At 37.7% G+C, this 15186-nt stretch carries 16 protein-coding genes; all 16 read left to right on the plus strand.

From position 1 onward, the window contains the following. Positions 1-69: 69 nt before the first annotated feature. The gene (rimP, locus tag RCG20_RS18405) at positions 70-540 is read left to right on the plus strand and encodes a ribosome maturation factor RimP (RefSeq protein WP_308181580.1); all 471 of its coding nucleotides are present in this window, start codon (positions 70-72) and stop codon (positions 538-540) included. A 179-nt stretch (positions 541-719) separates the two neighbouring features. Next, positions 720-1841, plus strand: a complete 1122-nt coding sequence (nusA, locus tag RCG20_RS18410; protein ID WP_308181581.1) for a transcription termination factor NusA — start codon at positions 720-722, stop codon at positions 1839-1841. An 18-nt stretch (positions 1842-1859) separates the two neighbouring features. Then, positions 1860-2141 (plus strand): RNase P modulator RnpM, encoded by a 282-nt coding sequence (rnpM, locus tag RCG20_RS18415; protein WP_308181582.1) that lies wholly within the window; start codon positions 1860-1862, stop codon positions 2139-2141. Further along, positions 2141-2443, plus strand: coding sequence for a YlxQ family RNA-binding protein (locus RCG20_RS18420; protein ID WP_308181583.1), 303 nt, complete (start codon positions 2141-2143; stop codon positions 2441-2443). Before rnpM ends, RCG20_RS18420 begins: the two co-directional genes overlap by 1 nt. Positions 2444-2462: 19 nt before the next feature. Next, positions 2463-4745 (plus strand): translation initiation factor IF-2, encoded by a 2283-nt coding sequence (gene infB, locus RCG20_RS18425; RefSeq protein ID WP_308181585.1) that lies wholly within the window; start codon positions 2463-2465, stop codon positions 4743-4745. Continuing rightward, positions 4745-5023, plus strand: a complete 279-nt coding sequence (locus tag RCG20_RS18430; RefSeq protein WP_308184394.1) for a DUF503 domain-containing protein — start codon at positions 4745-4747, stop codon at positions 5021-5023. The genes infB and RCG20_RS18430 overlap by 1 nt, the downstream gene beginning before the upstream one ends. A 15-nt stretch (positions 5024-5038) precedes the next feature. After that, on the plus strand, positions 5039-5413 hold the full coding sequence (rbfA, locus tag RCG20_RS18435; protein WP_308181587.1) for a 30S ribosome-binding factor RbfA: 375 nt from the start codon (positions 5039-5041) through the stop codon (positions 5411-5413). A gap of 81 nt (positions 5414-5494) precedes the next feature. Further along, positions 5495-6415: a tRNA pseudouridine(55) synthase TruB gene (truB, locus tag RCG20_RS18440; RefSeq protein ID WP_308181589.1), complete on the plus strand. Its 921-nt coding sequence runs from the start codon at positions 5495-5497 to the stop codon at positions 6413-6415. A gap of 91 nt (positions 6416-6506) precedes the next feature. Continuing rightward, positions 6507-7472, plus strand: a complete 966-nt coding sequence (gene ribF / locus RCG20_RS18445) for a bifunctional riboflavin kinase/FAD synthetase (RefSeq protein ID WP_308181590.1) — start codon at positions 6507-6509, stop codon at positions 7470-7472. 161 nt (positions 7473-7633) lie between these two features. Next, positions 7634-7903 (plus strand): 30S ribosomal protein S15, encoded by a 270-nt coding sequence (gene rpsO, locus RCG20_RS18450; protein ID WP_308181591.1) that lies wholly within the window; start codon positions 7634-7636, stop codon positions 7901-7903. Between the two features lie 246 nt (positions 7904-8149). Then, a complete protein-coding gene (pnp, locus tag RCG20_RS18455) occupies positions 8150-10267 on the plus strand; it encodes a polyribonucleotide nucleotidyltransferase (RefSeq protein WP_308181593.1) in 2118 nt (705 codons plus the stop codon). A gap of 291 nt (positions 10268-10558) precedes the next feature. Next, positions 10559-11521, plus strand: coding sequence for a polysaccharide deacetylase family protein (locus tag RCG20_RS18460; protein ID WP_308181594.1), 963 nt, complete (start codon positions 10559-10561; stop codon positions 11519-11521). 82 nt (positions 11522-11603) lie between these two features. Further along, the gene (locus RCG20_RS18465) at positions 11604-12848 is read left to right on the plus strand and encodes a M16 family metallopeptidase (protein ID WP_308181595.1); all 1245 of its coding nucleotides are present in this window, start codon (positions 11604-11606) and stop codon (positions 12846-12848) included. A 289-nt stretch (positions 12849-13137) separates the two neighbouring features. Then, entirely contained in the window at positions 13138-13386 is a 249-nt protein-coding gene (locus RCG20_RS18470) for a YlmC/YmxH family sporulation protein (RefSeq protein WP_308184395.1), read from the plus strand. Between the two features lie 217 nt (positions 13387-13603). Then, complete coding sequence (dpaA, locus tag RCG20_RS18475) at positions 13604-14506, plus strand: dipicolinic acid synthetase subunit A (protein WP_308181596.1); 903 nt, start codon at positions 13604-13606, stop codon at positions 14504-14506. After that, on the plus strand, positions 14503-15102 hold the full coding sequence (gene dpaB, locus RCG20_RS18480) for a dipicolinate synthase subunit B (RefSeq protein ID WP_308181597.1): 600 nt from the start codon (positions 14503-14505) through the stop codon (positions 15100-15102). The genes dpaA and dpaB overlap by 4 nt, the downstream gene beginning before the upstream one ends. The last annotated feature ends 84 nt before the right edge of the window (positions 15103-15186 follow it).

Below are 15186 nucleotides of genomic sequence, written 5' to 3' on the forward strand. Positions count from 1 at the left end.
GTTTTTTTTTGTTGACTTTCCGTTAAAAACGATAAATAGGGGTTTGTGAGTTCGTAAAGGAGGGTAAGCATGAGCAAGGTAACGGAAGTGGTAGAGGGTCTTACTGCACCGATTTTAACTGAGCTTGGTTTAGAATTAGTTGAAGTTGAATATGTAAAAGAAGGAAAGAATTGGTTTCTTCGGGTTTATATTGATAAAGAACTCGGAGTTGATATTGAGGATTGTGGAGTTGTTAGTGAAAAATTAAGTGAAAAACTTGATGAGCTAGATCCTATACCTCATAACTACTTTCTTGAAGTATCTTCTCCAGGTGCAGAACGTCCACTAAAAAAAGAAAAAGATTTTGAAAAAGCGATTGGAAAAAATGTATTTGTAAAAACATACGAGCCTATCGATGGTGAAAAAGCCTTTGAAGGTACATTACTGAATTTCGAGGGCAATACAGTGACAATTGAAGTGAAAATTAAAACCCGAAAAAAAATTGTTGTCATTCCATATGAAAAAGTAGCTAATGCCCGGTTGGCTGTAAGCTTCTCATAGGAAAAAGGGATTGCCAATGGTAGCTCTGAAAAAGAGATTGAGGCCCGAACAGTAGTTGTTTTTAAGGGACCAAAGCTACCTCGGGTGAACTAAGCTTCTTGTACTAAACAGTTGTCGATCTTAAAGTAATATACTTTATCATAACGAACAAAGAATAAAAAGTAAGGGGGATATGTCAGATGAGCAGCGAATTATTAGATGCTCTTACATTACTGGAAAATGAAAAAGGCATTTCCAGAGATGTCTTGATTGATGCGATTGAAGCTGCACTAGTTTCAGCTTATCGCCGTAATTTTAATCAAGCCCAAAATGTACGCATAGATATAAATTTAACAACCGGTACCATGCGAGTTTTTGCAAGAAAAGAAGTGGTGGACCAAGTATTCGATCCACGCCTTGAAATTTCAATTGAAGAAGCAACAAGTATCAACCAAAAGTATCAAGTAGAAGATATTGTGGAAATGGAAGTAACACCAAAGAATTTTGGACGGATTGCTGCTCAAACAGCAAAACAAGTTGTTACTCAGCGCGTAAGGGAAGCGGAAAGAGGAATTATTTATTCCGAATTCATTGACCGTGAAGAAGATATCATGACTGGAATTGTTCAGAGACTTGATTCTAAGTTCATTTACGTAAGCCTTGGGAAAATTGAGGCGCTCTTACCAGTAAATGAACAAATTCCAAATGAACGATACAAACCACATGATCGCATAAAGGTTTTCATCACTAAGGTGGAAAAAACAACAAAAGGCCCACAAATTTTTGTGTCAAGAACCCATCCAGGTCTTTTGAAACGTTTATTTGAAATTGAAGTTCCTGAAATTTATGATGGAACCGTTGAAATAAAATCAGTTGCTCGTGAAGCAGGAGATCGCTCCAAGATTTCAGTGCATTCTGAGAACGCTGAGGTTGATCCAGTTGGTTCATGTGTGGGACCAAAAGGGACACGTGTTCAGGCAATCGTGAATGAATTAAAAGGTGAAAAAATTGATATCGTCAAATGGTCGAATGATCCTGTTGTGTTTGTTGCAAATGCACTAAGCCCTTCAAAGGTTGTTGATGTTATCGTAAATGAAGCCGATAAAGCCACTACAGTCGTTGTTCCGGATTATCAGCTATCATTAGCTATTGGGAAGCGTGGACAAAACGCTCGTTTAGCAGCGAAACTCACAGGCTGGAAGATTGATATTAAATCGGAAACAGATGCACGTGAACTAGGGATTTTTCCACGTGAAGAAACGATTAAGCTTTTTGAAGATGATGCAGATCTAGATTATGATTTTGAAGAAGAAATGGAATAAAAAGCGAGGTGAATAATCGTGAACAATCATAAGAAAGTTCCAATGCGTAAATGTGTTGCAACCGGTGAAATGAAACCGAAAAAAGAACTCGTTCGCATTGTTCGCACTAAGGAAGGCGAAGTATCCATCGATCTGACTGGAAAAAAATCCGGCAGGGGTGCTTACCTTTCTAAGGACAGGAAAGCTGTCGAACTCGCCAAGAAAAAAAACACTTTATCTAACCATTTACAAGTTACAATCGAAAACACGTTATATGAAGAGCTTTTAGAGCTTATTGAGAAGGAGAACGGACAATCCTGATGAAAACTAATCAATGGATGTCATTGCTTGGCTTGGCTTATCGAGCAAGTAAGATCATATCGGGTGAGGAGCTTTCTGTGAAGGAAATCCGGAGTGGAAAAGCGAAACTGGTTTTATTATCGCGAGATGCATCAATTAATACAACTAAAAAAATTACAGATAAATGTAAATCGCATGAAGTTCCATATAAAATGGTGGAAAATCGAGATCTTCTTGGTCAAGCAATTGGTAAAGAAGCACGCGTTGTTGTAGCTGTATTGGATGCTGGATTTGCAAAAAAGCTCGTGACGTTGCTCGATTAATTCTAGCGGGGGTGAAAGTATGAGTAAAACGCGTGTATATGAATACGCAAAAAAATACAATATTTCAAGTAAAGATGTAATAACAAAATTAAAAGAAATGAATATTGAGGTTTCGAATCATATGGCAACTATAGAAGACGATGCTGTCGTTAAGCTTGAAGCGATCTACAATAAAAAGGACGAAAAAGTTCAACAAAACTCAACAACTAAACCAGGTCAACAGGCACGCCCAAATGGCCAAACTGGAAGACCTTCACAGCCACAACCACAAAAACAAACACCAGAAGTTCAACCAAAAACCGCTCCAAAAGCGTTTGAGGACGATGATGATAAAATCGCTGTTCCAAACAAAGTAAAGGTTAAGGTTGCTCCACCTAAGGTAAAAGAAGGTAAAAAACAAGTGTCAGAATTTCAGTCTAAAGAAAATAAAGCATTCAATAATGGTAAGAATAAGAACAAGCCTGCTCAGCAAAACCGAAATCAACATAATAAGAAACCAAATACACCAGTGCAACAAGCTCAACCTCAGAAGAAAAAAGAGAAAGAGCTTCCAACAAAGATTACTTTCAGTGAATCTTTAACAGTTGCTGAGCTTGCAAAAAAATTACATCGTGAACCATCCGAGCTTATTAAAAAGCTTTTCTTACTTGGTGTAATGGCTACGATTAATCAAGGCCTAGAAAAAGATGCAATTGAGCTAATTGCAAGTGAATATGGTGTTGAAGTAGAAGAAGAAATTAAGATTGATACAACTGACCTTGAAGTTTACTTCACAGAAGATGCTACAGAAGATCTGATTGAAAGACCATCTGTTGTAACTATTATGGGACACGTAGACCATGGTAAAACAACCTTGCTTGACTCTATCCGTAACACTAAGGTTACAGAAGGAGAAGCAGGTGGAATTACTCAACATATCGGTGCATATCAGGTTGTTGAAAACGGCAAGAAAATTACTTTCCTTGATACACCAGGACACGCTGCATTCACAACTATGCGTGCTCGTGGTGCCAAAATTACCGATATTACAATTTTAGTCGTTGCAGCAGATGACGGTGTTATGCCGCAAACGATCGAAGCAATCAACCATGCAAAAGCAGCAGAAGTTCCAATTATCGTAGCTGTAAACAAAATGGACAAAGAAGCAGCAAATGTTGACCGTGTCATGCAGGAGCTAACCGAACATGGTTTAGTATCAGAAGCATGGGGCGGGGAAACAATCTTTGTTCCGCTTTCCGCAAAAACAGGTGAAGGAATTGACAACCTTTTAGAGATGATTCTTTTAGTTGGAGAAGTGGAAGAATATAAAGCAAATCCAAAACGTCATGCAGTTGGTACCGTTATCGAAGCACAGCTTGATAAAGGACGCGGTTCTGTAGCAACGTTACTTGTGCAAAATGGAACTCTAAAAATAGGTGATCCTATCGTTGTCGGTAATACATTTGGACGTGTCCGGGCGATGGTGAACAATTTAGGTCGTCGTGTAAAAGAAGCAGGACCATCAACTCCTGTTGAAATTACTGGACTTAATGACGTCCCACAAGCTGGTGATCGTTTCGTTGTTTTTGAAGATGAAAAAACAGCTCGCCAAATCGGGGAAACTCGTGCCCAACTAGCACTTGTTGCTTCGCGAGGAGAAAAATCTCGTGTCAGCTTAGAAACTCTATTTGAACAGTTGAAGCAAGGTGAAATGAAGGATTTGAACGTAATTATTAAGGCTGACGTTCAAGGTTCTGCAGAAGCTGTTGCAGCCTCACTTCAAAAGATTGATGTTCAGGGTGTTAACATTAAAATTATTCATAGTGGTGCAGGTGCCATAAATGAATCAGATATAACCCTTGCTGCAGCTTCAAATGCTATTGTCATCGGATTTAACGTTCGTCCTGATGCAAATGCAAAACGTGCTGCTGAAGCCGAGAAAGTTGACGTTCGTCTTCACCGTATTATCTATAAGGTAATTGAAGAAATTGAATCCGCGATGAAAGGGATGCTTGATCCAGAATTCGAAGAAAAAATTATTGGTCAGGCTGAAGTTCGTCAAACATTCAAAGTATCAAAAGTTGGAACCATTGCTGGTTCGTATGTTACCGACGGAAAAATTACTCGTGGTAGCGGCATTCGCTTAATTCGTGATGGAATTGTCATTTTTGAAGGACAAATTGATGATTTAAAACGATTTAAAGATGACGCAAAAGAAGTTGCCCAAGGTTACGAATGCGGTATTACTATCAAAAATTTCAATGATGTTAAAGAAGGCGACATTATTGAAGCATATGTAATGGAAGAAATTGAACGTAAATGATCGTCGGTGTTGCCATTTGTGAATGCATCATTTATGATGCACATTCATTAAAAGAGAAACGAGCTGTCTTGCAAAGGATCCTTACTCGGTTGAAACAAAAATACAATGTATCCGTATCAGAGATTGACTACCAGGATACTTGGCAAAGGACAAAGATCGCCATTGCCGCCGTGACTTCAATTAGGGTTTCAACAGAGAAGGAACTACAAAATGCGATGAAACTCATTGACTCTTTTCCTGAAATTGAAAGAACAATCACCGCTATAGAATGGCTTTAAAAAGAGGTGCATAGTATGAGCCACAGAGCAAATCGTGTTGGAGAACAAATGAAAAAAGAATTAAGTGAAATCATAGGCCGTAAGATTAAAGATCCAAGGATCGGGTTTGTGACGGTTACCGACGTTCAAGTAACAGGCGATCTTCAACAAGCAAAGGTTTATATTTCAGTTTTGGGTGATGATGAGCAAAAAGAGAATACATTAAAAGGCCTTGCGAAAGCAAAAGGTTTTATCCGAACGGAACTCGGACAACGTATTCGTTTGCGTAAAACACCTGAAATAATATTTGAATTTGATGAAACAATTGGCTACGGCAATCGTATCAATTCAATCCTTCATCAATTGCAAAATGAAGAAAAACCGAATGAAACTGAGAATGAAACTGAGTAATAGGCTAATGGATAGACACTTTGTCTATCCATTTTTTTAAGCTTTTATCTAAAATAATTCATAGGATTGGTGGGATTGAAGTTGGAAGGAATTTTACCCTTATACAAGCCTGCAGGATTAACTTCACATGATTGTGTCTTTAAACTGAGAAAGATATTAAAAACGAAGAAAGTTGGTCACACTGGAACCCTTGATCCCGATGTAACAGGTGTTCTTCCTATATGTATCGGTAAAGCAACGAAAGTAGCTGAATACATAACAGATGCAGGTAAGGCATATGTGGGAGAGGTGACAATCGGTTATTCAACAACGACCGAAGATGCATCAGGAGAAATTGTCGATAAAAAAATAATAACTGAGATATTTCCAAGAGCTAAAATTTTAGAAGTACTAGGTTCATTTGAAGGGGAAATTGAGCAGACTCCGCCCATGTATTCAGCTGTTAAAGTAAATGGGAAGCGGCTTTATGAGTATGCTAGAAGTGGAATAGAAGTTGAAAGACCAACACGAAAAGTGAATATATATTCGGTTCAACTGCTAGATGATCGAACAGAGTTTCAAGGTGAAACCATTACTTTCCGCTTTCAAGTTGATTGTGGCAAAGGAACCTATATCCGAACATTGGCAGTGATGATTGGTGAATCCTTAGGTTACCCTGCACATATGTCGAGTTTGACCCGGGTACGTTCTGCTTCTTTCAATTTGGAAGATTGCTTGACATTTGAAGAAATCGAAAAATGTATGGAAATGGGGACAATTTCGGCACGGCTATTACCTCTTGAAATTGCTCTTTCCCATTTGCCGAAATACTATATTAATGATAAAGTAGCAGAGAAAGTGAAAAATGGTGCACTTCTACCGGTGCCGGATCATTTGAAAAATAGTGACGGACCGTTCATTGCCGAAACAGCGGAAGGAATAGCTCTTGCAATCTATGCAAGTCATCCAAGCAAGCCGGGGATCCTTAAACCCGTTAAAGTTTTACGCAATGATCAAGATTAGATAGAAAAGCGGAAGCGCCAATGGATCTAAATCATAAACTAAGTACAAACAAATAAACTAATTTTTATATACTGAAAAGGTGAGTTTCATTGTGGAAGTAAAAATGCTTGATTATCCTCATCAACTGAAAAAAAGTGAAATCCCGCCATTGGCCCTAGCCCTTGGCTATTTTGATGGTGTTCACCTCGGACATCAAAAAGTCATTCTTGAGGCAAAAAGATTTGCTGATGAAACAGGTCTAAAAAGTGCAGTCATGACGTTTGATCCCCATCCTTCTGTTGTTTTAAAGAAAAATAATGGACTTGTCCACTATATTACTCCATTGAAGGATAAGATCAAAATCATCCAAAATTTAGGGATTGATTATGTCATTGTTGTCCATTTTACAGAAGATTTTGCAAATCTTCTCCCACAAGAATTTGTTGACCAATATATTATTGGATTAAATGTAAAACATGTGGTTGCGGGTTTTGATTATTCATATGGCCGGATGGGAAAAGGGACAATGGAAACATTGCCATTCCACTCAAGGGGAGAGTTTACCTCCTTTATAGTTCCAAAGCTTGTAAACGGAAATGATAAAGTGAGTTCAACATTGATTCGAAAACGCTTAGCAGAAGGGCAAACCGATCAATTGCCATTCTTACTCGGCAGATACTATACCACAAGCGGAATTGTTGTTCATGGAGATAAACGAGGTCGAACAATTGGTTTTCCAACAGCAAATGTCGATATGGATGATGATTATATGATTCCGCCACTTGGCGTTTATGCTGTTAGGTTGAAACTAAATGGTGAATGGCTGAATGGTGTGTGTAATGTTGGCTATAAACCAACTTTTAATAAAGAAGCTACTATTAAGCCATCCGTTGAAGTTCATCTATTACACTTTAATGGCGATATTTATGGTCAAAAAGTGGAGATCGAATGGATTCTTTATTTGCGAAAAGAACAGAAATTTTCTGGGATAGATGAGCTTGTTGCACAAATAAATAAGGATAAGCAAAATGTTCTTACTTATTTTGATCAAAATGGACAAAACTCTTTCGAAATATAGCGAAGATAAGAATTACCTGTACGAACAATTTTGTTAGACTTGCATTTTAACGGAAAACATTGTATTCTTATTAACGTATTAAAAAAGAACCTTTTCTTGGCAAGTCGAATCACCGACGCTTGCTCAGTAACAGGGGATTTAAAATTAGGAGGTGAATCTGGATGGCAATCACTCAAGAACGTAAAACTGAACTTATGCATGAGTATCAAACACATGAAGGCGACACTGGATCTGCAGAGGTACAAATCGCTGTCCTTACTGAATCAATCAACAATTTGAATGAGCACTTACGTACTCATAAGAAGGACCACCACTCACGTCGCGGTCTTTTGAAAATGGTTGGTAAACGTCGTAACTTGTTAACATACCTTCGTAACAAAGATGTTCAACGTTACCGTGTGTTAATCACTAAACTTGGTTTACGTAGATAATTTACAGAAGCGGGATTCTTCCCGCTTTTTTATTAGGATTAAAACTTCTTTCACATTACTATTCCAATTAAAAGATAAAGAATTTTCTATACATATTTTAAGACACCATAAATTGTGCATACTATAAGTAAAATGATTTTTATATAATAAGTCAATTTGGCTTTTTAATATAGGTTAGATGATTGAAGCGAAAAATTATTCGCATCATCCTCCAATGAGATTTAGGTAGAGAGGGGTTAATAATGTATGGATCAAAATATTCATCAATATTCAATGGACTGGGCTGGACGTAAGTTGACAGTTGAGCTTGGCCAGTTAGCCAAACAAGCAAATGGCGCTGTAATGGTTCGTTATGGAGATACGGCTGTATTAAGTACAGCAACTGCATCAAAGGAACCCAAAAATTTAGACTTTTTCCCTTTAACAGTCAATTATGAAGAACGTTTATATGCTGTCGGGAAAATACCAGGAGGCTTTATCAAACGAGAAGGTCGTCCAAGTGAAAAAGCTATTCTTGCAAGTAGATTAATCGACCGCCCGATTCGTCCACTATTTGCGGATGGATTCCGAAATGATGTACAGGTTATCAGTATTGTGATGAGTGTTGATCAAGACTGTTCAACAGAGATGGCTGCAATGTTTGGCTCATCCCTTGCATTAAGTACATCTGACATCCCATTTGAAGGCCCGATTGCTGGTGTGGTTGTGGGTCGTGTTAACAATGAATTTGTTGTAAATCCAACTGTTGAACAAGCAGAAAAAAGTGATATTCATTTAACTGTTGCTGGGACAAAGGATGCCATTAACATGGTTGAGGCAGGAGCAGATGAGGTTCCAGAAGAGATCATGCTTGAAGCAATCATGTTTGGTCATAATGAAATCAAACGGTTAATTGAATTCCAAGAGGGTATTGTTGCTGAAATCGGCAAAGAAAAGAGACAAATTAATTTATATGAAATTGATTCAGTACTTGAAGCTGAAGTGCGTTCAATGTGTGAAGCGGACATGATTAAGGCTATTCAGGTCCAAGAAAAGCATGCACGCGAAGATGCGATCAAGGAAGTAAAGAATCAAGTTACAGCTAAATATGAGGAACAAGAGGCAACCCCAGAAACGTTAAAACAAGTTAAGCAAATTTTGGACAAGTTGGTAAAAGGTGAAGTTCGCCGATTAATTACCGTTGAAAAGATACGTCCTGATGGTCGTGGGGTTGATGAAATTCGTCCACTATCCTCTCAAATTGGTATCTTACCACGTACCCATGGTTCAGGACTGTTTACTCGTGGTCAGACTCAGGCATTGAGCATTTGTACTCTTGGGGCAATGGGTGATGTGCAAATTCTTGATGGACTAGGAATTGAAGAAGAGAAACGTTTTATGCACCATTACAACTTCCCTTCCTTTAGTGTTGGGGAAACAGGACCATTGCGTGGACCAGGTCGTCGTGAAATTGGTCATGGTGCGCTTGGTGAACGTGCATTAGAACCAGTTATTCCGTCAGAAAAAGATTTCCCATACACTATTCGTCTTGTTTCTGAGGTACTTGAATCAAATGGTTCAACTTCTCAAGCAAGTATTTGTGGAAGCACGCTTGCTATGATGGATGCTGGTGTTCCAATTAAGGCTCCTGTAGCAGGGATTGCAATGGGACTTGTAAAATCAGGTGAACATTATACAGTTTTAACAGACATTCAAGGTATGGAAGATCATCTTGGGGATATGGATTTTAAAGTTGCCGGAACAGCTAAAGGTGTAACAGCCTTGCAAATGGATATCAAGATAGAGGGACTTTCTCGTGAAATCTTAGAAGAAGCTCTCCAACAGGCGAAAAAAGGCCGGATGCAAATCTTGGATTCGATGCTTGCAACTATTTCTGAACCAAAAACTGAGCTTTCACAATACGCTCCAAAAATCTTAACTATGGCAATTAATCCAGATAAGATTCGCGATGTTATTGGACCAAGTGGTAAGCAGATCAATAAGATTATTGAAGAAACTGGCGTTAAAATTGACATTGAACAAGATGGTACCGTCTTTATTGCTTCAACAAATCAGGAAATGAACGAAAAAGCGAAAAAGATCATTGAAGATATTGTTCGTGAAGTAGTCGTGGGTCAACTTTATCTTGGTAAGGTGAAACGCATTGAAAAATTTGGTGCTTTCGTAGAAATCTTCACAGGTAAAGATGGATTGGTTCATATTTCTGAACTTGCGGAAGAACGCGTTGGAAAAGTCGAAGATGTTATTGCCATCGGTGATGAAATTTTAGTCAAAGTGACTGAAATCGATAAGCAAGGCAGAGTCAATCTTTCGCGCAAAGCTGTACTAAAAGAACAACGTGAAAAAGATGAACAAGCAAAATAATAATGATGTAAACGTAGACTAAAAGATGTAATAAGGTGGTCAGGGGGAACCCTGACTTTTTCCTTGTCTGAGCATAAGTTATATCCATAAATTCTGCATTATCGCCCTTAAGGGCTCGTCAATCAGCGAGTTTTATAAAACTGGATCTTTTCTTGTTTTTAAATGGATTTTTGAGGGTTCAATAGTGTTTTTTTCTTTTTCCTTTTTTGAATCGTTCTACCTTGTCCCTTTCATTCATATAGTTAAGCGTATTCGTGCTTTTCTTAGTTTTGGATGGAAGGGGGAAGGTAAATGAAAAGGATTGGGATTGTGGTTCTTTTCTTTATGGCTGCTTGGATTTCTATTAATAATCCATTTGTAAGTGCATATCTTACTTCATTAAAGAATGGATCTATTCCAACGGCAAGACAAGAAAATCCTCTCTATCAAGAAATAGTGAGGAATGCATCAAAGTATGAAATTAAGCCTTCAAATGCTATTTTAGATAAGGTTTGGAAGGCAATTCCAGGATATAATGGCGTTAAGGTTGATGTTAGTGCCTCGTATAATAATATGAAAAAAGAAGGCAAATTTAATAAGCAGAAGCTTGTTCTGAAACAAATAAAGCCCGACAAACATCTACAAGACTTACCGCCCGCGCCAATCTATAGAGGCTATCAGGATAAACCAATGGTTAGCTTTATTATTAATGTTGCGTGGGGAAATGAATATTTGCCGGAAATGCTTGCAACACTTAAAAAACATACTATTACTGCAAGTTTCTTTTTAGAAGGAAATTGGGTTAAGAAAAATCCGGATTTAGCAAAAATGATAGTAGATGCTGGACATGAAGTAGGTAATCATTCCTATTCACATCCTGATATGAAAAGAATTTCCGCCAACAGAGCGAGAGAAGAAATGATAAAAACAAATGATGTAATTGAAGCGACTACTCAAGAAAAATGTAAATGGTTTGCTCCGCCTAGTGGAAGCTACCATGACGAAACTATTAGGATAGCTGATGAATTGAAGATGGGAACTGTTATGTGGACAGTTGATACAGTTGATTGGCAAAAGCCTACACCTGAAGTACTGATCAATCGAGTAATGGGGAAAATCGGTAACGGCTCGATGATTTTAATGCATCCCACAGCTTCAACAGCAAAATCGCTTGATCGGTTAATTACGTTGATAGAAAAGAAGAATTTAAAAATCGGAACTGTTTCTGAATTAATGAGTGAAACTAGAGTTGAAATGACGAGTGAAAAAAATTAGGATATATAGGGAATACTAACACTAGATTTCGAAACTGATTTATTTAATAATGCAGCAGTTGTTTTAGAACAGGAGGATTTCGATGATTAAGAAATATACATGTCAAAATGGAGTAAGAATTGTCCTAGAAAATATTCCTACAGTCCGGTCTGTTGCAATTGGTGTTTGGATTGGAACTGGGTCTAGAGATGAAAACCCAGTGAATAACGGAATTTCCCATTTTTTAGAACATATGTTTTTTAAAGGGACAACAACGCGTACAGCAAGAGAAATTGCCGAATCCTTCGATAGCATTGGTGGACAAGTAAATGCTTTTACCTCAAAAGAGTATACTTGCTATTATGCAAAAGTCCTTGATACGCATTCACAATATGCATTGGATGTATTAGCAGATATGTTTTTTAATTCAACATTTGTTGAGGAAGAATTGAAAAAAGAGCAGAATGTAGTATTAGAAGAAATCAAAATGTATGAAGATACTCCAGATGACATTGTTCATGATCTGTTAAGCAAGGCTATTTATAATGATCATCCGCTTGGATATCCAATCCTAGGAACAGAAGAGACGTTACTCACATTTAATGGAGATAAGCTGAAAGAGTACATAAAAGAAAGATATACTCCTGAAAATGTTGTTATTTCGATTGCTGGAAATATTACTGATTCATTTATTAAGGAAGTTGAAAAGTATTTCGGCTCGTACGAGGGTACAAGACGGGAGACAGCTGAAAACAAGCCTGTTTTTCATACCAACCAAATCTCCCGGAAAAAAGAAACTGAACAAGCCCACCTGTGCCTCGGTTTTGATGGTTTAAAAGTTGGTCATGAAGATATTTACAGTTTGATTTTATTAAATAATATTTTAGGCGGCAGTATGAGCAGCCGATTATTCCAGGAAGTTCGTGAGCAAAGAGGTTTAGCTTATTCAATTTTCTCCTACCATTCTGCTTATCAAGATAGTGGAATTGTTACTATTTATGGAGGGACAGGAGCAAAACAGCTTGATACCTTATTTGAAACCATTCAAGAAACCCTTGAAAAGCTAAAGCAAGAAGGTATTACAGAGAAAGAGCTTACGAATAGTAAAGAGCAATTAAAAGGCAGTTTAATGTTAAGCCTTGAAAGCACAAATAGTCGAATGAGCAGAAATGGGAAAAATGAGCTGTTACTAAAACGTCATCGCTCACTTGACGAGATAATCGAGCAGGTCGATAAGGTCTCCAAACCAAGTGTTGATAAAATGGCTAATTTTATTTTTAATGATCAATATTCTGTTTCATTGATAAGTCCGAATGGAGAACTTCCCAAAGGATTAATGAAAAAATAAAATGTTTCTATAGCTAATCAGAATTTATATCCATAAATTCTGCTAGCGCATAAGTGCAACTACGCCTAATCACCGCCCTTAGGGGCGGTGATTAGGCGAGTTTTCTTTACCACAGTTCTTGATACTGTGGTATTTTTTTGTGCCTTTTAGGATGGGTGGGTGATCGTTAATGAAGTCCCTCATTAAAATAAACAGTCCTTATTTCTTTCAACTGTGGCATCTATTTTTAGTCTAAATTCCTGCTTGTTTTATAAACTAGTACAAAGGATGAGAAAGGGGCGGGCAATTGATGAGGTTAAGTGAATTGAGCGGCAAGGAAATTGTAGATGTAAAAAGGGCAGAACGACTTGGGGTACTCGGACAGACTGATCTTGAAATTAATGAAGGAACTGGGCAAATACAGGCGCTTTTGATTCCTACCCTAAAATGGTTTGGACTTCGAAAACAAGGGGATGAAATTAGGGTGCCATGGCGACATATTAAAAAAGTTGGGGCAGATATGATTATTATTGATGTTCCCGACAATGATGTTAGTTGAAACAATCATAGTTAATTTAAAAAAATCCTAAGCAATGACACTATTGCTTAGGATTTTTTGCATTGAAGAGATCTTTTCATTCGTAGTGGCTTTTAATAAAATTATGGGCTTTTAACATAGAAAACTCACCCATTGACCCTTACCTACATAAGATGTGGAAGTGATAGAGATATATGTTAATCTGTTGGGAATTTTTATGGAGAAGGTGAATGTTTTCATGCTGACAGGGATGCAGATAGCTGTAATTGGTGGTGATGCAAGGCAGCTAGAAATTATCCGAAAGCTTACAGAGTTTGATGCCAGACTATCGTTAATTGGTTTCGAGCAGCTTGACCATGCCTTTACTGGTGCAGTAAAGGAAAAATTGGATGAGGTCGATTTTTCAAATATAGATGCCATTATTTTACCAGTAGCAGGAGCAAATTTGGAAGGACAGGTTGAAACGATTTTCTCAAATGAAAAAGTTGTTTTAACTGAGGAAATTCTTTCGAAAACTCCCGCTCATTGCACGATTTATTCGGGTATATCAAACGCATATTTAAACGCAATTACCAAACAGTCGAAAAGAAATCTTGTTCTCCTTTTTTCAAGAGATGATGTGGCAATTTATAATTCGATTCCAACAGTTGAAGGAACACTTATGATGGCCATTCAGCATACTGATTTTACGATTCATGGAGCGAATGTTGTTATTCTAGGTTTAGGTAGATGTGGAATGAGCCTAGTAAGGACATTTCATTCACTGGGAGCAAAAGTAAAAGTTGGAGCAAGAAAAACGGAACATCTTGCTAGAATTACCGAGATGGGAGTCACTCCTTTTCATCTAAACGATCTATGGAAAGAAGTGAAGGATACAGATATTTTAATCAATACAGTTCCACAATTAATCGTAAATGCCTCGGTTATTTCAAAATTACCTGCCCACACTCTCATTATTGATATTGCCTCAAAACCAGGAGGCACAGATTTTCGCTATGCAGAAAAACGTGGAATTAAAGCATTGCTTGCGCCGAGTTTGCCAGGGATTGTAGCTCCAAAAACTGCTGGTCAAATATTAGCAGATGTATTGGTGCAACTACTTCAAGACGACCTGATTATCCGAAAGGGGAAAGTAGAATGAGTTTAAAAGGTACGAGAATTGGCTTTGGATTAACCGGTTCACATTGTACGTATGATGCTGTGTTTCCAGAAATAGAAAAACTGGTTCAAGCTGGTGCAGAAGTTATTCCAGTTGTTACCTTTACAGTCCAAAATACCGATACACGTTTTGGCAATGGGGAAGACTGGATTAAAAAAATAGAAGACTTAACTGGCAATAAGGTTATTGATTCCATCGTCAAGGCAGAACCGTTAGGACCAAAGATGCCCCTAGATTGTATGGTTATTTCTCCAATTACAGGCAACACAATGAGTAAATTTGCTAATGCTATGACAGATTCTCCGGTTTTAATGGCAGCAAAAGCAACATTAAGAAACGGGAAGCCTATCGTTTTAGGGATATCTACTAATGATGCATTGGGTTTAAATGGTGTAAATTTAATGAGGCTTATGGCGACGAAGAATATTTATTTTATTCCATTTGGGCAGGATGATCCAATTAAAAAACCTAATTCAATGGTGGCTAGAATGTCGATGACTTGCGAAACAATTGAAAATGCAATAAGCGGAAAACAAGTTCAACCGGTTATTGTTGAAAGATATCTTGATCATAACTAATTTTATCCCTTTCAACCGTTAAAGGGTTATTTCTTTGAAGGATTATGGTAAAATGAATTATCACTTTATCATCAGTGGGTGTTC

The sequence above is a fragment of the Neobacillus sp. PS3-40 genome, assembly GCF_030915485.1.
Lineage (GTDB): Bacteria > Bacillota > Bacilli > Bacillales > Cytobacillaceae > JAUZPL01.